The 16,908-nt window shown below is 63.5% G+C and carries 20 protein-coding genes; 7 read left to right on the top strand and 13 right to left on the bottom strand.

The genetic code is table 11. The annotated features are described in order from the left end of the window. Positions 1-2: 2 nt before the first annotated feature. Complete coding sequence (locus RTCK_RS03405; protein ID WP_142591620.1) at positions 3-1,412, bottom strand: FAD-binding oxidoreductase; 1,410 nt, start codon at positions 1,410-1,412, stop codon at positions 3-5. Positions 1,413-1,672: 260 nt separating this feature from the next. Between RTCK_RS03405 and RTCK_RS03400 the strand changes: the two genes are divergently transcribed. Beyond that, a complete protein-coding gene (locus tag RTCK_RS03400) occupies positions 1,673-3,337 on the top strand; it encodes an electron transfer flavoprotein-ubiquinone oxidoreductase (protein ID WP_142591618.1) in 1,665 nt (554 codons plus the stop codon). Positions 3,338-3,412: 75 nt separating this feature from the next. On the opposite strand, the gene RTCK_RS03395 is transcribed toward RTCK_RS03400, so the two are convergent. Next, the gene (locus tag RTCK_RS03395; RefSeq protein ID WP_142521308.1) at positions 3,413-3,778 is read right to left on the bottom strand and encodes a type II toxin-antitoxin system VapC family toxin; all 366 of its coding nucleotides are present in this window, start codon (positions 3,776-3,778) and stop codon (positions 3,413-3,415) included. Then, positions 3,775-3,972 carry a type II toxin-antitoxin system VapB family antitoxin gene (locus tag RTCK_RS03390; protein ID WP_142521307.1) on the bottom strand — a complete coding sequence of 66 codons (198 nt, stop codon included), beginning with the start codon at positions 3,970-3,972 and terminating at the stop codon, positions 3,775-3,777. Before RTCK_RS03390 ends, RTCK_RS03395 begins: the two co-directional genes overlap by 4 nt. Before the next feature lie 202 nt (positions 3,973-4,174). Here RTCK_RS03390 and RTCK_RS03385 point away from each other — a divergent pair, with 202 nt between their 5' ends. Beyond that, on the top strand, positions 4,175-5,275 hold the full coding sequence (locus tag RTCK_RS03385; RefSeq protein ID WP_142591616.1) for a branched-chain amino acid aminotransferase: 1,101 nt from the start codon (positions 4,175-4,177) through the stop codon (positions 5,273-5,275). Positions 5,276-5,443: 168 nt separating this feature from the next. After that, on the top strand, positions 5,444-6,061 hold the full coding sequence (locus RTCK_RS03380) for a L,D-transpeptidase (protein WP_142521305.1): 618 nt from the start codon (positions 5,444-5,446) through the stop codon (positions 6,059-6,061). A 19-nt stretch (positions 6,062-6,080) separates the two neighbouring features. Here RTCK_RS03380 and RTCK_RS03375 read toward each other — a convergent pair whose 3' ends face one another. After that, positions 6,081-6,986, bottom strand: a complete 906-nt coding sequence (locus tag RTCK_RS03375) for a DMT family transporter (RefSeq protein WP_142591614.1) — start codon at positions 6,984-6,986, stop codon at positions 6,081-6,083. A 126-nt stretch (positions 6,987-7,112) separates the two neighbouring features. On the opposite strand from RTCK_RS03375, the gene RTCK_RS03370 reads away from it, so the two are divergent. Beyond that, positions 7,113-7,598, top strand: coding sequence for an Lrp/AsnC family transcriptional regulator (locus RTCK_RS03370; protein ID WP_142591612.1), 486 nt, complete (start codon positions 7,113-7,115; stop codon positions 7,596-7,598). Here the strand turns inward: RTCK_RS03370 and RTCK_RS03365 are convergent. Beyond that, entirely contained in the window at positions 7,595-8,611 is a 1,017-nt protein-coding gene (locus RTCK_RS03365) for a zinc-binding alcohol dehydrogenase family protein (RefSeq protein ID WP_142591610.1), read from the bottom strand. The genes RTCK_RS03370 and RTCK_RS03365 overlap by 4 nt on opposite strands. Before the next feature lie 105 nt (positions 8,612-8,716). Here RTCK_RS03365 and RTCK_RS03360 point away from each other — a divergent pair, with 105 nt between their 5' ends. Both RTCK_RS03360 and RTCK_RS03355 read left to right on the top strand, forming a co-directional pair. Beyond that, positions 8,717-9,112 carry a winged helix-turn-helix transcriptional regulator gene (locus tag RTCK_RS03360; RefSeq protein ID WP_142591608.1) on the top strand — a complete coding sequence of 132 codons (396 nt, stop codon included), beginning with the start codon at positions 8,717-8,719 and terminating at the stop codon, positions 9,110-9,112. A 142-nt stretch (positions 9,113-9,254) separates the two neighbouring features. After that, on the top strand, positions 9,255-10,193 hold the full coding sequence (locus RTCK_RS03355) for a diacylglycerol/lipid kinase family protein (protein WP_142591606.1): 939 nt from the start codon (positions 9,255-9,257) through the stop codon (positions 10,191-10,193). 4 nt (positions 10,194-10,197) lie between these two features. On the opposite strand, the gene RTCK_RS03350 is transcribed toward RTCK_RS03355, so the two are convergent. Next, complete coding sequence (locus tag RTCK_RS03350; protein ID WP_142591604.1) at positions 10,198-11,529, bottom strand: glutamine synthetase family protein; 1,332 nt, start codon at positions 11,527-11,529, stop codon at positions 10,198-10,200. Between the two features lie 82 nt (positions 11,530-11,611). On the opposite strand from RTCK_RS03350, the gene RTCK_RS03345 reads away from it, so the two are divergent. Beyond that, a complete protein-coding gene (locus RTCK_RS03345; RefSeq protein ID WP_142591602.1) occupies positions 11,612-12,979 on the top strand; it encodes an aspartate aminotransferase family protein in 1,368 nt (455 codons plus the stop codon). Between the two features lie 8 nt (positions 12,980-12,987). Here the strand turns inward: RTCK_RS03345 and RTCK_RS03340 are convergent, their stop codons facing one another. From RTCK_RS03340 to RTCK_RS03310, 7 genes are all read right to left on the bottom strand, one after another. Next, on the bottom strand, positions 12,988-13,419 hold the full coding sequence (locus RTCK_RS03340) for a type II toxin-antitoxin system VapC family toxin (RefSeq protein WP_142591600.1): 432 nt from the start codon (positions 13,417-13,419) through the stop codon (positions 12,988-12,990). Beyond that, on the bottom strand, positions 13,416-13,664 hold the full coding sequence (locus RTCK_RS03335) for a type II toxin-antitoxin system VapB family antitoxin (protein ID WP_142521296.1): 249 nt from the start codon (positions 13,662-13,664) through the stop codon (positions 13,416-13,418). Before RTCK_RS03335 ends, RTCK_RS03340 begins: the two co-directional genes overlap by 4 nt. A gap of 51 nt (positions 13,665-13,715) precedes the next feature. Beyond that, positions 13,716-15,218 carry an AMP nucleosidase gene (amn, locus tag RTCK_RS03330; protein ID WP_142591598.1) on the bottom strand — a complete coding sequence of 501 codons (1,503 nt, stop codon included), beginning with the start codon at positions 15,216-15,218 and terminating at the stop codon, positions 13,716-13,718. Between the two features lie 57 nt (positions 15,219-15,275). Then, a complete protein-coding gene (locus RTCK_RS03325) occupies positions 15,276-15,470 on the bottom strand; it encodes a hypothetical protein (RefSeq protein WP_142521294.1) in 195 nt (64 codons plus the stop codon). Next, a complete protein-coding gene (locus tag RTCK_RS03320) occupies positions 15,467-15,634 on the bottom strand; it encodes a hypothetical protein (RefSeq protein WP_185927892.1) in 168 nt (55 codons plus the stop codon). The genes RTCK_RS03325 and RTCK_RS03320 overlap by 4 nt, the downstream gene beginning before the upstream one ends. Before the next feature lie 236 nt (positions 15,635-15,870). Next, positions 15,871-16,140 carry a hypothetical protein gene (locus RTCK_RS03315; RefSeq protein ID WP_142521293.1) on the bottom strand — a complete coding sequence of 90 codons (270 nt, stop codon included), beginning with the start codon at positions 16,138-16,140 and terminating at the stop codon, positions 15,871-15,873. A 379-nt stretch (positions 16,141-16,519) separates the two neighbouring features. Then, a complete protein-coding gene (locus tag RTCK_RS03310; protein ID WP_142591596.1) occupies positions 16,520-16,759 on the bottom strand; it encodes a hypothetical protein in 240 nt (79 codons plus the stop codon). Positions 16,760-16,908: the final 149 nt, after the last annotated feature.

The raw sequence follows: 16,908 nt of genomic DNA, 5'->3' as shown, positions 1-16,908 counted from the left end.
CGTCAGAACGGTACCTTGCCCGGATTGAACAGGCCCTTCGGGTCGAGCGCGTTCTTCAGCGTCCGGGCGAGCGCCTGCTTTTCCGGTGAGGTGAAGGTCTCGTAGCCGTAGCGCTTTTCCCGGCCGACGCCGTGTTCGGCCGAGAAGCTGCCGCCGGCCTCGCGTATGCCGGTGTAGACGGCATCTTCCAGGGCACGGAGTTCCTGCTCCGGGAGCGGTCCCCGCTTGATCAGCGTCAGGTGCAGGTTGCCGTCGGCGATGTGGCCGTAGACGTAAGCTGCATAGGTCGGATCGATGGCCTTCAGCCGCTTCTCCAGTTGCGCGACATAGCTGTCGAGATATGTCGGCGGAACGGAGACGTCGAACGAAGCCGCGTCGGGAATTTCGGCGTAGTAGAAGCCGGAATCCTCCCGGACGTCCCAGAACCGGCGCGCCTGGTCGAGCGATTGGGCAACGATGCCGCCCCTGAGCCCCAGCGGCTCCCACAGTTCCGAGAGCTGTTCTTCCAGCGCTGCCGCCGCAACATCGACACTCTCCCCCGAGATTTCTATGAGCAGTGCCGCCGCGTCCTCTTCCAGCCAGGAGAGGTCGAGGCCCTTGAGGCGCGCATGGTCGCGGATATAGCGTGGCCACATCATTTCCGCCGCTTCGAGGGTCACGCCGGGCAGGGCGCGGAGCCGGCGGATGACGGCCAATGCCGTCATCGCATCCGCCACGCCCATAAGGGCGGTCGCACGGTGCGGGCGCTGCGGCTCGAGTTTCACCACGATCTTGGTGACGAAGCCGAAGGCGCCTTCGCCGCCGATGAACAACTGCTTCAGGTCCGGCCCCGCCGAGACCTTCACCATGCGTGTCAGATCCGAGAAGATCTCCCCGGACGGCAGGACGGCTTCCAGGCCCAGCACCTGGTGGCGCATCACGCCGTTGCGGAAGGCGAGGATGCCGCCGGCATTGGTCGACACCATGCCGCCGATGGTGGCAGAGCCGCGCGAGCCGAGGTCGATGCCGGTGGTGAGGCCGTGTTCCGCCGCCGCCTGCTGCAGGGCCTCCAATGTCACGCCGGCCTCTACCGTCGCGGTCATCTCTTCGGGTTCGATGGATCGGATGCGGTTGAGGCGCCCGGCCGACAGGATGACCTCGCCGGTCTGACTGATATTGCCGCCGACGAGGCCGGTGCGCCCTCCCTGGGGAACGATCGGGACGTCGTGAGCCCGGCACCAGGAAACAAGTGCCGCCGCCGCTTCCGTGGTGGCCGGCTGCGCCATGACGCCCGCCCCGAAGTTATCCGCATGTTCTCCCGGATGGCGACCGGCAAGGTCCCGATCGGAAAGAACGCCGAGGTCCGGATGGAGGGCGCTCAGGTGCCGGTGAAGTTCCTGGCGCGTCGGAACGGCGGGCTGTGTTAAGGTCATGCAGGCTGCTCTGTCGGAAGGAGGTTCGCCTGGTCTTAGCAGGGCGGCTGAAATGAGCAAGGCGTGGGAATCGGGGGCAGCCACGGCAACTTGATTTTCGGGAGCACGCCGTTATTCTTACGTTCACGTAAAGGTAAGTGACGCGGGCCGCCGGAAAGCGGGAGGAGCCGTCGCTTTGGAGGTCGACAACTGCGCCGGCTTTTGCCAATGAGGTTGTCAGACAACTGATGCCGGAGTGGGGCCGGCAAGCGGAGTAGGTGATGAGCGAGCAAATGGAACTGCCCGAACGGGAAAGCATGGAATTCGATGTCGTTGTCGTCGGAGCCGGGCCGGCGGGCCTGTCGGCGGCGATCCGGCTGAAACAGGTCAATCCCGAGCTTTCCGTTGTCGTTCTGGAGAAGGGGTCCGAGGTCGGCGCCCACATTCTGTCGGGTGCCGTGGTCGATCCGATCGGCATCGACCGGCTGCTTCCCGGTTGGCGCGAGGAGGAGGGGAACCCCTTCACCACGCCGGTGACCGACGACCAGTTCCTGTTCCTCGGCCCCGCGGGATCGGTTCGCCTGCCGAACGCGCTGATGCCGCCGCTGATGAACAACCACGGCAATTACATCGTGTCGCTCGGCCTCGTCTGTCGCTGGCTTGCGGAGAAGGCCGAGGCGCTGGGCGTCGAGATCTATCCTGGCTTCGCTGCGACGGAGGTTCTGTACGACGAAAACGGCGCGGTGCGCGGTGTCGCGACCGGCGACATGGGCATCGAGCGGAACGGCGAGCCTGGCCCGAACTTCACGCGCGGCATGGAACTGCACGGAAAGTACGTGCTGATCGGCGAAGGTGTGCGCGGGTCGCTTGCGAAGCAGTTGATCGCCCGCTTCCATCTGCAGAAGGACCGCGAGCCGCAGAAATACGGCATCGGCCTCAAGGAGCTCTGGGAGGTCAGGCCAGAAAACCACAAGCCAGGCCTCGTGCAGCATTCCTTCGGCTGGCCTCTGGGCCTGAAGACCGGCGGGGGATCCTTCCTCTATCACCTGCACGACAACCTGGTTGCCGTAGGTTTCGTGGTCCACCTGAACTACAAGAATCCCTATCTCTATCCCTTCGAGGAGTTCCAGCGCTTCAAGACGCATGAGGCGATCCGCGGCACGTTCGAGGGCGCCAAGCGCATCTCCTATGGTGCCCGTGCGATCACCGAGGGCGGTTATCAGTCGGTGCCGAAGCTTACCTTCCCGGGCGGCGCCCTGATAGGCTGTTCGGCCGGCATGGTCAACGTGCCGCGCATCAAGGGCAGCCACAACGCCGTGCTTTCCGGCATGCTGGCGGCGGAGAAGATCGCCGACGCCATCGCCGCTGGGCGCGCCAACGACGAGGTGGCGGAGATCGAGAATGAATGGCGCGACGGTGCCATCGGCAAGGACCTGAAGCGCGTCAGGAACGTCAAGCCGCTGTGGTCGCGCTTCGGCACCGGCCTCGGCGTGGCGCTCGGCGGCCTCGACATGTGGACGAACCAGCTCTTCGGCTTCTCCTTCTTCGGCACGCTGAAGCACGGCAAGACCGATGCGGAGAGCCTCGAGCCGGCTGCCAAGCACAAGCCGATCGCCTATCCGAAGCCGGACGGCGTGCTGACCTTCGACCGTCTCTCCTCGGTCTTCCTGTCGAACACCAACCACGAGGAAGACCAGCCGGTTCACCTGCAGGTGAAGGACATGGATCTGCAGAAGCGCTCCGAACTCGGCGTCTATGCCGGTCCCTCGACGCGCTACTGTCCGGCCGGCGTCTATGAGTGGGTCGAGAAGGATGGTGAGCAGGTCTATGTGATCAACGCCCAGAACTGCGTCCACTGCAAGACCTGCGACATCAAGGATCCCAACCAGAACATCAACTGGGTTCCGCCGCAGGGCGGCGAGGGGCCGGTCTATCCGAGCATGTAGGTGGAGTGAAGGAGCCGGTGCATGGTTGAATGCCATGTGCCGGACCCAGGACGTGCTGCCTCTTGATGCCGACGATCAAGGCGAGTATGCGAAGCCGAAGCGTTGAGCCACAGCACCGAGACGCTTGTCACGCGTCCACAGACGCGCGTTCGTTTCCAGAAGAAGCGATGCAAGCAGGTGGGCATCGGTATAGCCGATGCCTGTTCCGGACAATCGGTGAGATTTGATAAGGTGCAGGACTTCGTCTTCCTCGGCGAGTTTGACCTGCCGCAGATTTTTCAGGAAGCGGATGACCAGATCGAACTGTCGCAGGTTGCCGAGCGCCAGTTCGCCGATGACGTGTGGATGAGAGCAAACCTCTTCCGTCTCGACCAACTCGTTCATCAGCGGGATAGGTTTGGCGATGTGATCCGCCCAGATGTTCGTGTCAATGAGGATCATTGGTCGTCAGGTCGATGGCGGGGAGCCGCCTTGAAATCCGGCTGACTGCCCCCCAGCCTCGAAAGGCGGCGTGCGGCCTCTCTTTGTACCATTTCCTGCAGGGCAAGGCGCACCAATATCGGTGTTTCGTGAATGCCCGTAAACTCCCTCGCCGTCTGCAGCAATTCGTCGTCGATCGTAATTGTCGTGCGCATCGGCCGCTCCCTGTTTCATCAACAATAACATCAGTCGATGCAGCTACCAATGCGGGCATTGCCGAAGGCTGGCGAGCCTGGGGGCTCCTACGGTTCTCGACACTGGCGCCGTACCGCCCGCCGATTTCACGACTTGTAAAATGCCGGTCGAAAGAGCAGTTTGCAGCCACCGTTTTCAGACCATTCGGAAGATCGACAGTCCATGCCAGCTTCAACTGCCCTTACATTCGACGTCAAGCCCAACCAGAAACCGCTCGCCGAATCCGACCGCCTCAAGGCCTTCGAGAACCTCGGCTTCGGCACGCTCTTCTCCGACCACATGGCCGTTATCCGCTGGACGAGCGAGAAGGGCTGGCACTCCGGCGAGATCACGGCGCGGGCCCCGTTCCCGATCGACCCCGCCTCCAGCGTCCTGCATTACGCCCAGGAGATCTTCGAGGGGATGAAGGCCTACCGTGCCGCAGATGGTCGCGTCGTGCTGTTCCGGCCGGAGGAGAATGCCCGCCGTTTCAACGAGTCGGCCCGCCGGATGGCGATGCCGGAGCTGCCGGAGCAGGCCTTCCTCGACGCAGTGGAAAAGCTCGTCCGCATCGACGCGAAGTGGATCCCGGAAGGCGAGGGCAGCCTCTATTTGCGTCCCTTCATGTTCGCCAGCGAGACCTTCCTCGGTGTCCGTCCGTCGAAGGAATACATCTTCTGCGTCATCGCCTCCCCGGTCGGCCCCTACTTCAAGGGCGGCGCCAAGCCGGTGAAGATCTGGGTTTCGGAGAATTTCACGCGGGCCGCGCTCGGCGGTACCGGGGCGGCCAAGTGCGGTGGGAATTATGCCGCAAGCCTGGTGGCCCAGGCGGAGGCCGTCGAACATGGCTGCGACCAGGTCGTCTTCCTGGATGCCGCGGAGCATCGCTGGGTCGAGGAACTGGGCGGCATGAACGTCTTCTTCGTGATGGACGATGGCTCGGTCCTCACGCCGCCGCTCGGCGGCACGATCCTGCCGGGCATTACCCGCAAGTCGCTGATCCAACTGGCGCGCGACGAAGGCATCGTCGTGGAGGAAAAGCAGTATTCTTTCGAGGAATGGAGGGCGGATGCGGCAAGCGGCAGGCTCAGGGAGGCCTTTGCCTGCGGCACCGCCGCCGTTGTCGCCGGCATCGGCACGGTCAAGTTCAAGGGTGGCGAATTCCAGATCGGCACCGGCGAAACCGGCCCGGTCACCACGAAACTGCGCCAGGCGCTGGTCGGCATCCAGCGCGGCCAGGGCAACGACCAGCACGGCTGGCTGCACCCGATCGAAGGAATCTGATTTTCCTGCGGCATGGGACGGCGAGGGCTTGCGATGAGCGGGCCCTCGTCGCTGCGGCGTCGGATCGATCACGCAAGCGTGTGGAGGCGTCCGGCTGGTCTAAACCCTCCGTTAACCATAATCTCCGTAACTTCCGGACACCGAAACGACACATCAAGGACACGATTCATGTCGCTTTCCCGCCGCGGGTTTCTGCTCGGACTGCCGCTCTTCGTCACCGGATGCGCGTCGAGCGGTGTCGATCACCGCGCGAATTATGCCGCTTTGCCGGACGAGCAGTTTCCGCTGAGGGCGGTTCCGCTCGACAAGATCAAGCCGGAACTGCGCCGCCAGGTCGTGGCCTACGAGACGACGCACAAGCCGGGGACGATCGTCGTCGATACGCCGGCCCGCCGCCTCTACTACATCATGGAAAACGGCCAGGCCATGCGCTACGGCGTGGGGGTCGGCCGCGCGGGGCTCGCCTTGTCAGGCACCGCCTATGTCGGGCGCAAGGCGGAATGGCCGAACTGGACGCCGACGGCGAACATGATCCGCCGCGAGCCTGAGAAGAACCTGAAATATGCTGCCGGTGTGCCGGGCGGCCCGAACAATCCTCTCGGTGCCCGCGCCATCTATCTCTACCGCAACGGCAACGACACGCATTTCCGCATCCACGGCACCAACCAGCCGCAGACCATCGGCCATGCGATGTCGAGCGGCTGCGTGCGCATGATGAACCATGACGTGATCGACCTCTACAACAGGGTCAATGTCGGAGACCGCGTCGTCGTTCTGCAGGCCTGACCGGGAAAGGCTTGTCACCTCACGGGCGCCGCGTCGACAGCAATCCCGTTGACAACAGCACGCCAACGCCGGTTACGACGGTCGCCGCGATCGTCAGCCCATCCAAGGTCTCCCCGAGCAGGGCGGCACCGCCTATGGCTGCCGCAACCGGGGTGACGGCCGTGTAGGCCGCAGCCTTCGTGGCTCCCAGCATCCGCACTGCAACACCGTAAAGGATCGTCGCAAGCAGTCCCGAGAGCAGGCCTTGCGGGATAATCTGCAGGGCGATCTCTGACATGGGCGCCACCACGAGGTTCGAGCCCAGCAGCGGAATGAGCGGCAGATTGATCACCGTCGACCAGAAGCAGATCAGCGCGCCGGCTTCGAAGGCGCTCAGCCCCGACTTGCGAAAGGCGTGCGTGTAGATCGCCCAAAGGATCGCCCCGAACGGCAGGACCAGATAGCTTCGCCAGCCCAGCGTCGTACCGGAGGACGTGCCGACGAGAAGCAGCAGACCTCCGGCGAGGATCGCCAGCATGCCGGCCTGCCGCAGCCTGTCCGGGCTTTCCCCGAGCACCAGCATTCCGATCAGCGCCGTAGCGAGCGGCATGGTTCCGGGCAGGAGCACGCCCGCCGCTGAGGCGGGAGTGGCCAGGAGGCCGAAAGCGGCAACCTGGAAGAAAGGCGCACCGGCCCCCACGATCATCAGGAGCAGCGGTAGCGTGCCTGCACGGCGCGGCCACAGCCCGGTACGGAGGAGGAAGGGCGAGAGAACCAGCGCCGGGATGCCGAAGCGCAGAAGGCTAAGGTCGAGAGGCGTCAGCATGCCGCCCTTGCTGTAGCGCATCGAGATCAGCCACGTGGCCCATATGCCGACTACCGACAGGGCCGCCGCCGCGCCGGGCGCCGCCGAACCGCTCGCAGTCGTGGGTGCGGTCGTTGCCATTTCCAATCTCCCTGCTATCGGAGCAACAGAATAGCGGCTACTGCGGAGCCAGTCCTTGCTAAGTCCGCCTCCAGCAGACATAGTTTTGGCAGAATATTGCGGACGAGCCTCGTCAACAGGGTAACAATGCCAAAACTGGATGTCTTCGACATTGCTATCCTGAATGCCCTGCAAGAAGACGCGCGCGCCTCCAATGTGGACGTAGCCGAACGGGTCAACCTGTCGCCGTCACCCTGCTTGCGTCGCACGAGAATGCTGGAAGAAGCGGGCATTGTCCGTGGATATCGTGCCGAGATCGACAGGCGGGCGGTCGGCCTCGAACTGACGATCTTCGTCGCCTTCAAGGTTATCCGTCACACCCGCGAGAACGCCAAGGCGCTGGAACAGGCACTGCTGGACATACCGGAAGTTATCGCCTGCCACATGATCTCCGGCCAGGCGGACTTCCTGGCGGAGGTCGTCGTGGAGAACCTTGCCGCCTACGAACGACTGCTTACCGAAAAGCTGCTGGTGCTGCCGCAGGTCACCGACATCCAATCGAATTTCGCCATCCGCAGCGTGAAGACCGGCGGCCCGCTGAAGTTGCCGCCGGCGCGTGAACGCGAGAGCTAGAACCCGGACAGGACGATCTTGCCCTTGGCGCGTCCGCTCTCGATCATCGCATGCGCACGCTTCAGATTGGCGGCATTGATCGTCCCGTAGGTGTCCGCCAAGGTCGTCCTGATCCGGCCAGAATCCACCAACTCCGCCACATGGTTCAGGAGCTTGTGCTGTTCGACCATGTCCGCGGTCTGCCAGAGGGGCCGCGCGAACATCATCTCCCAGTGGATCGAGAGTGACTTGCGCTTGAACGGGCGCAGGTCCATCGGTTCCTTCGGGTCGTCGATCAGCGAGAAGCGTCCCTGCGGTGCGATGAGCTCCAGGATGTCGGCGACATGCTTTTCCGTCTGGGTGGTGGAGAAGACGAAGGCCGGCGCGCCGATGCCCAGAGCCTCGACCTGCGGCGCCAGCGGCCTGCTGTGATCGACCACGTGATGGGCCCCGAGTTGCCGGATCCAGTCCTGGGTTTCCGGCCTGGATCCGGTGGCGATGATCGTCAGGCCGCTCAACTCGCGCGCCAGCTGGATCGCGATCGAGCCGACCCCGCCGGCGCCGCCGATGATGAGGATCGCATTGGCGGCACCGGGAACCGGGTCCTGCACCTTCATGCGGTGGAACATGGCTTCATAGGCCGTGATGGCGGTCAGCGGCAGGGCGGCAGCCTCCGCGAAGCTGAGGGTTGCGGGCTTCCTGCCGACGATGCGCTCGTCAACGAGGTGATACTCCGCATTGGTGCCTTGCCGATTGACGGCACCTGCATAGAAGACCTCATCGCCAGGCCTGAAGATGGTGACCTCGCTTCCGACCGCCTTGACGACACCCGCCGCGTCATATCCCAGCACCCGGTACTGCCCGTCCTCCACCGTTGCCGAGCCCCGGACTTTTGTGTCCACCGGGTTGACGGAAACTGCCCTGATCTCGACCAGGAGATCGTGACCGATAGCTTCCGGCATGGGCAGATCGATGTCGATGAGTGCGGTATCCGCGTCGATGGGTTGGGGTTTGTTGAAGGCGACGGCGCGCATGCGGCTCTCCCTGTTCGTTGATTGCGTGCCCCATAGTTGCAGCCTATGCTCCCGAACCGCAAGAATGCACATTTCCGGCACCTAGTAACGAAAAGGATACTGTCGATGTCCCGTCCCCGCGCCAAGCTGACCGGCAACTTCCCCGGATGTCCGGTGGAATCGACGCTGAGCTTCCTCGACGGCAAGTGGAAGGGTGTGATCCTCTATCATCTCCTCACAGACGGAACGTTGCGGTTCAACGAGCTGCGGCGTCGCATTCCGTCGGTTACCCAGCGCATGCTGACAAAGCAGTTGCGGGAACTGGAGCAGGCGGAGCTCATCACCCGCACCATCTTCCCGGTGGTGCCGCCGCGGGTCGACTACGCGCTGACGCCGCTGGGGCAGAGCCTTGAGCCTGTGGTGGCGGCTCTGCATGCCTGGGGCAAGCAGCACGTTCTCTGCCGAAACGGTGAGAAGACGGTCGTGAAGCCGGAGCCGGAGACCCAGCCGGCTGCTGCCTGAACCAAGGATAATCCACCGTTTCAGAAAGGCCTCAGTCACCGGAAATCTTCGGCCATCTGCTAGCGAAGGAGCTGCAGAGCAACCATTTCTGATATTGCTCGTTGTTCGGCGGGCTGACCTGCAGGCAAAGCGAAAGCGCCAGATGAACCTTGTTGCCGTCTTCAACCGCGATGGCGGTACCTTCAAGACAACAGACATGGACGCCTATGCCGCTCACGCGGCCGAAGTGTTCCAGGAAGCCGGCCATCAGATTGAATGCCATGTCGTCTCGGGCGAGGATGTCGTATCGACGATGCAGCGGGTCGCGGCCATCGCCGGCGTCGAGGGCCTGATCGCTGGCGGCGGCGACGGCACGATCTCGGCGGCGGCAGATATCACATGGCGCAACGGGCTGACGCTCGGCATCGTCCCCGCCGGGACCATGAACCTCTTCGCCCGCTCCCTCAAGCTGCCGCTCGATATCTGGAATGTTCTCGACGTCCTGGCGCAGGGGAAGGTCGAGCAGGTCGATATCGCCAGCGCCAACGGAAAGAGTTTCATCCACCAGTTCTCCGCCGGGCTGCACGCGCGCATGGTGCGCTACCGGAACTCGATGACCTTCGGTTCGCGGCTGGGCAAGATCCGGGCCAGCACCCGGGCCGCCTTCGGCGTGATGTTCAACCCGCCGGAATTCGAAGTCGAGTTCAATGCCGACGGCGCGGCGGGACATCGCAAGGTCTCCGCCATCTCGGTCTCCAACAACGAATTCGGGCAGGATCCGCTTCTCGTCGCCCCCGATGTGACGGGCGGGCATCTCGGCTTCTACATCGCAGACCCGCTGACGCCCGGGGGTGTCGCCCAGCTCGCCTACGACATCCTGCGGGGCCGGCTAAAGGAAAACGAGTCGGTCACGGCGATGACCACCACCGAGGTGGAGCTTCATTTTCCGCGCGAACGGCACGACGTACGCTGCGTGATCGACGGCGAATTGCTGCCCATGGATCGCGACGTGAAGCTGAGAATCCATGCCGGCGAACTGAAGGTCCTGGTGCCGCGCCAGCCGGGAGAGGCTGAGCGGGAGGAACAGGGCAGCGGCATCTGATCCTTCAGATGCGCGGCAGGTAGGTTCGATAGTCGAAGTCCGAGACGGCTCGCAGATAGGCGAGCGCTTCCTTACGCTTCGTGTCGCCATAGAGCTTCTGATAACGCTCGCCGAAGATATCGCGGATGAAGGCGGAGCCCGCGAAATCCTCCACGGCGGTAACGAAGTCGTGCGTCAGGCGGCGGTTGCCCGGCGCGGCCCCGCCCGGCTCGGTCGCGGGACCGGGATCAAGCGTCCGCTCGATCCCCAGCAGCATCCCGCCCAGGATTGCCGTCAAAAGCAGATAGGGATTGGCATCGGCGCCGGCAACGCGGTGCTCGATGCGTGCTGCCGGCCCGTCCCTGTCCGGTATCCGTACCGCCGTGCCCCGGTGGCCATAGCCCCAGTCTATGTCGACGGGCGCGAAGGAACCGGGCTGGAAACGGCGATAGGAATTGGCGAAGGGCGCGAAGATCAGCTGCGCCTCGCGCATCGTGTCGAGCATGCCGGCACAGACCGACTTCAAAAGCAGCGGCTCGCCGCCCGCCGCGTCGAGGATGTTGTTGCCGTCGCGGTCGATGACGCTCGCATGGACGTGCAGTCCTGAACCGGCATGCTCGGCGTAGGGCTTCGCCATGCAGGTGGATTTGAGCCCGTGGCGCTTTGCCGCCTGCTCCGCGATGCGCTTCAGGTAGATGCAGTCGTCGGCTGCAGCCAGCGCATCCGGCCGGTGCAGGAGGTTGATCTCGAACTGGCCCGGCCCGAACTCCGCGGTGGTGGCGTCCGCGGGCAAACCCTGGACCTTCGCCCAGGCCCGCACGGTCTGCAGATAGTCCTCCAGGGCATCCACGGCGCCCATGTCGTAGAGCTGGAAGCCGTTGGGTTGCCCTCGCCAGGTGAGGCTTTCCGGAGGGCGGGGCCTGCCGGTCTCGCGCCAGTCCTTCTCAACCACGTAGAACTCCAACTCCGTCGCCACCACAGGCGTCAGCCCGCGCTCCTCGTAGCGCTGGAGCATGGCGGAGAGGATGGCGCGCGGATCCATGAAGCTCGGGCTGCCGTCGAGCTCGTGCATGGTTGACAGCACCTGCCGTGAACCTTCGGTCGCCCAAGGCATGGGGGCAAGGCTGCGGCGGTCGGGGATGCAGACGCCGTCCGGATCGCCGATGGACAGCGACAGCCCGGTGATGTCGTCGTTGTCGTCGCCCCAGATGTCGAGGGATTGGGTAGAAGAGGGAAGGCGGACGGTGCCCTCCCACACCTTTTTCTCCGCCTCCAGCGGAATCTGCTTGCCGCGCAGGTCGCCGTTCATGCCGACGACCAGGATTTCGATGCGGGGAGGGACGGTCTCGGCGGCCATGGGATGTCTTCAGAAGGGAGTTGCGGAGTTCCGTTCGTAGCCGATAAGACTTTGACAGACAATCTGGACGCCGGAACACCCCATGACCGACATGCCCGCCCTCTCGAACCTTTCCGCCATCGACGCTGCCCACCATCTGCATCCCTTCTCGGACATGAAGAAGCTGAATGCGGCCGGAACGCGCATCATCGACAGGGCGGAGGGCGTCTACATCTTCGACAGTACCGGACGGATGTATCTCGATGCCTTTGCCGGCCTCTGGTGCGTCAATGTCGGCTACGGCCGGAAAGAAATCTCCGACGCCGCCTACCGTCAGATGCAGGATCTGCCCTACTACAACACCTTCTTCGGAACGACGACGCCGCCTGCCACGCTGCTTGCCCAGAAGATCGCCTCGCATGCGGGGGGCAAGCTCAACCGTGTGTTCTTCACCAACTCGGGCTCCGAAGCGAACGACACCTGGTTTCGCATGGCGCGGGTCTACTGGAGAGCGCTCGGCAAGCCGGAGAAGACGCAGGTGATCGCCCGCCGCAACGCCTATCACGGCTCGACGGTCGCCGGCGCTTCGCTTGGCGGCATGAAGTGGATGCACGAGCAGGGCAACCTGCCGATCGCCGGCATCTCGCACATCAACCAGCCCTACTGGTACGCCGAGGGCGGCGACCTGACGCCGGCGGAGTTCGGCCTGAAAGTGGCGCGCGAGTTGGAGGAAAGGATCGAGGAACTTGGCGAGGACAATGTTGCAGCCTTCGTCGCCGAGCCGATCCAGGGGGCGGGTGGTGTCATTATCCCGCCGGATACCTACTGGCCGGAAATTGCCCGCATCTGCCGGGAGCGCAACGTCCTGCTCGTCTCGGACGAGGTGATCTGCGGCTTCGGCCGGCTCGGAACATGGTTCGGTCACCAGCACTATGGCGTCGAGCCGGATCTGGCGCCGATCGCCAAGGGCTTGTCTTCCGGCTACCTGCCGATCGGCGGCGTGATGGTAAGCGACCGGGTGGCCGACGTGATGGTGGAAGAACTGGGCGACTTCTACCACGGCTTCACCTATTCCGGTCATCCGGTCTGTGCTGCCGCGGCGCTGGAGAACCTGCGCATCATCGAGGAGGAGGGGCTGGTGGAGCGGGTGCGTGACGACATCGGCCCCTACTTCGCGGCCGCGTGGAAGAGCCTGGAGGATCACGAGGTGGTCGGCGAGGCCGAGAGCGTCGGCCTGATGGGCGGGCTGCAGCTTGCCGCCGACAAGTCGACCCGCCGGCGCTACGCCAAGCCGGACGATATCGGGACACTGGTACGTAACCACTGCATCGACAACGGGCTGATCATGCGCGCCACGGGCGACCGCATGCTGGCATCCCCCGCGCTCACCATCAGCCGCGCCGAAGTGGACGAGGTGACGGACAAGCTCCGCAAGGCCCTCGACCACCTGCGCGATACGGTGAGGGAGTAAGGGGGAGCTCAGGGCTCAAGGTCGCGCAGCAGCACGGCTACATTTCGCAAAGCTGAATCCTGTTGCTGCAGCAGTTTCCGGACAAGCGTTTCATCGGCAGTTACAAGCTGGCATCCCTCTCGCAGTGCCAGTGCTATATAGATGCAGTCATAAGCGGGATGATCGAGTGACAGAGCAAGCTCGGTAGCGGTCGTGAGGAGAGGAAGTGTAGCCTGCAGATGCAAGTCCGAGCTTTCCAGCAGCAGTGCTGCAAATCGGGCTTCCGCCGTTGATAGCTCCGCTCGCCGCACCTTTTTCCAGAGGATATTCGCGCATTCGGAAACGATAAGGTCCGGCGCAGTCAACGTGTGGCGAGCGCGTAGTGCCAGAGCTTCCGCAGTCCCGGGCTCATCGACAACCCATTTGACGACGACGCTTGCATCGACGACGAGTGTCGTCACCGCTCACTGCGCCCCTCACGCATGAGTTCTTCCGACGGGGTATGCGTACGGCCCGCGACGAGGGCGCGGAATTCGGCGGCAAGAGCTTCGAAGGTCGCTTGCGGAGCATTGCTGAATTCCGAGTGCTGCCGATGGCTGTCGACAAGACGCTGCAGTGCTTCCTTCACCGTTGCCTCAGCTGGCAGCCCGGTTATTCGTTCCGCCTCGCTTAGCAGCCGGTCATCAATGTCCAAGGATGCGCGCATCGGACCCTCCTGCTTATCTACGCCAATATATAGTCCCGGAGGGACGTGTTGTCACTGGAACGCCGTTTCGTAGAAGCTTCGGAGCTTTCGGGAGTGCAGCCGCTCGATGGGCATTGCGGCGAGCTTCTGCACGGCGCGGATGCCGATCTGCAGGTGCTGGCTGACCTGGGTGCGATAGAAGGCGGTCGCCATGCCCGGCAGCTTCAGCTCGCCGTGCAGCGGCTTGTCGGACACGCAGAGCAGCGTGCCGTAGGGCACCCGGAAGCGGAAGCCGTTTGCGGCGATCGTCGCCGATTCCATGTCGAGGGCAATGGCGCGCGACTGCGAAAGCCGCTTCACCGGGCCGCGCTGGTCGCGCAGTTCCCAGTTCCGGTTGTCGATCGTCGCGACCGTGCCCGTGCGCATGATGCGCTTCAGCTCGAAGCCTTCGTAGCCGGTCACCTCCTCCACGGCATCCTCGAGTGCCTGTTGAACCTCGGCGAGCGCGGGGATCGGGACCCAGACGGGCAGGTCGTCGTCCAGCACGTGGTCCTCGCGCACATAGGCATGCGCCAGCACATAGTCGCCAAGCCGCTGGCTGTTGCGCAGGCCGGCGCAGTGGCCGACCATCAGCCAGGCATGCGGGCGCAGCACGGCAATGTGGTCGGTGATCGTCTTGGCGTTTGAAGGACCGACGCCGATGTTGACGAGGGTGATCCCGGCATGCCCCTTCTTCTTCAGGTGGTACGCCGGCATCTGGGGCAGGCGTCCGACGACCCCGGCATCCTCGCGCGGCGCCCCGGGATAGGTGAGGAGATTGCCCGGCTCCACGAAGGCATCATAGCCTTCGCCGCCCTTCGCCATCAGTTCCCGCGCCCATGCGGCGAATTCGTCGATATAGAACTGGTAGTTGGTGAACAGCACGAAATTCTGGAAATGCTCGGCGCTGGTCGCGGTGTAGTGGCTGAGGCGGGCGAGCGAATAGTCGATGCGCTGCGCCGTGAACGGCGCAAGCGGGGCCGGTTCGCCAGTCACCTGGTCGTACTCGCCGTTGGCGATCAGGTCGTCCGTGTTGTTGAGGTCCGGCGTATCGAAGAGGTCCCGCAGGGAGATGTCCGCAAGTCCCGCCGTGGCCGATGCTTCCACATGCGCGCCTTCGCCAAAGGCGAAGTGCAGGGGGATCGGCGTTGTCGACTCCGACACCCTGACCGGCACGTTGTGATTGCGCATCAAAAGACCGAGCTGTTCCTTCAGGTAGTGACGGAACAGCTTCGGCCGGGTGATGGTCGTTGTATAGATCCCCGGCGAGGTGACGTGCCCATAGGACAGGCGGGAATCGGCATGACCGAAGGAGGTCGTCTCGATGCTCACCTGGGGATAGCAGGCTCGGTACCGCCCCGTTACCGGACTTCCGTTCGCCAGCGCGCCGAAGGCATCGATGAGAAAGCGCGTGTTGCGCTCGTAAAGCTCCGTCAGCACATCGACGGCTTCAGCCGGGTCGTCGAAGACGCGGGGTTCGTAGGGGCTCGGGCTGATGAACGGAAGAGGCGAGAGGGAGAAGATTCGTTTGCTCATGGGACATTATAGGATGAAGTCGTTGACAAGCAAAAGACGCGATCCGATGGCCCGCCGTCAACTCATCGACTGGCGCTGGAGGCTCACGAACAGCACGAATCCCGCCCCCTGTTTCGGCGCCAGCCCTTGAACATTGGTGCCGATGGCGACCGCGGCCAACGGCCCGACGAGGATGAGGGTCGCGAGCACAAGCCGGAAGCCGGTTGCCATCATCCGCCGGCGGCTCCTATGGAAGCGGTTTCTCCGGATCATAGGGAGGCTCCGCAGAACAATGGATAGGTGCTGCAGGAGCGGGGCTGAAGGCGCTCGGAGCCCGGCATCCGCGGGCCTGACTGGCTCGCCAGCATCCCGAAAAGGAGCGCGAAATTGGTGCCGAGCAAGGTGATGATGATGAGACGGCGCGCCAGCTTGAACATATCTCTTCCCCCAAACCATGATGGGGAGGATAGGCCGGCGGCTGTGAACCTCCGCTGATCCGCTAATTCATCGAAGGTTCATGCGCCGCCGAGCGGACGGCGTGGCCCGCGGCCGTACCCGGCGCGCAAAGGGCGCTGCGGAAAGTGCGCACAAAAAAGCCGGCGCGAGGGCCGGCTTTTTCTCACCCCGCTCGAAGGATGCGACCTGAGCGGGAACGGTGGCTTGAATGAACCGATCAGTTGGTCGGGCGCAGTGCGCCTTCGTAATAGTCGCCGGTGTCCTGCGAACGATCGACCGTAGTATCGCCCATGTTCTGGCTGCGCATCATCCAGGTTTGGTCGCCGTTGATGCTGCCCGTCGACATGGTATCTACGCGGGTATCATCGAGGCTCGGCGGAGATTCCGCATACGGCTCGTACTGCGTCGACTGAGCAAGGGCAGAGCCGGCAAAGGTCGCAGATGCGATGACGGCAGCGGCGATGCCGGAAGTGAGATAGGTTTTCATGTCCTGTCCTTTCCTTCTTATAACTGCAAGCGAGGCCTTCGGCGCGGCTTGCAAAGGAGAGAACACACTCCGCCCCACATCGTTCCGATAAAGATGAGGTTTCCCGTTCACATAAGTAGGGCAGCAAGATCAAACGGATGTGATGGTTTGCCCAGGATGGGCGGCATCCGGGTATCTCGGCGAAATCCTGCATGGACCCGGAAGATTCGTTGATTTGAATACTCGGTTGAACTATCGTTATTGCGTGATGGCTTGCCGAGAGACCACGCCGTCACGTCAGGTGGAGGGCGATTGCGACCCGCTGTCCAGCCGGTGTCTTGAATGAACTGCAGAAGACCAGCCGCGCACGCGGCTGGTCTTCTGTTTTTACAGGTGCGCCTCAGTTGGGACGCTGCGCACCTTCATAGTAATTTCCCTCGCCGTCGAACGGCAGGCGGTTGTCCCGCGACGTCTTGAACTTTATTCCGCCGCGATCGTGAATGCTGCCTGTCCTCGTCTGATCGACGACATCTGCGGGCCGCTTGGCTACGCCTTCATAGTACTCGCCGTCGCCAGCCATAGCAGAGGATGCCGAGGCAATCATGCCTGCGGCGAGGATGCCGATAAATGTCTTGGTCATTGTAAAACTCCTTCATCAAAACGGGTCGCCGCGGCGGTGGATCAGATGCGGCGAGCCCTCCTGGCCGCCGCGATTACTGCGGACGGTTTGCACCTTCGTAATAGTCGCCATGATCGGCCGCCTGGCGCACGTCCTGGCTGGCAAGCTCG

The sequence above is a fragment of the Pseudorhizobium endolithicum genome (assembly GCF_902153245.2).
Taxonomy (GTDB): Bacteria; Pseudomonadota; Alphaproteobacteria; order Rhizobiales; family Rhizobiaceae; genus Neorhizobium; species Neorhizobium endolithicum.
This window is presented reverse-complemented; position numbering and strand designations above follow the sequence as displayed.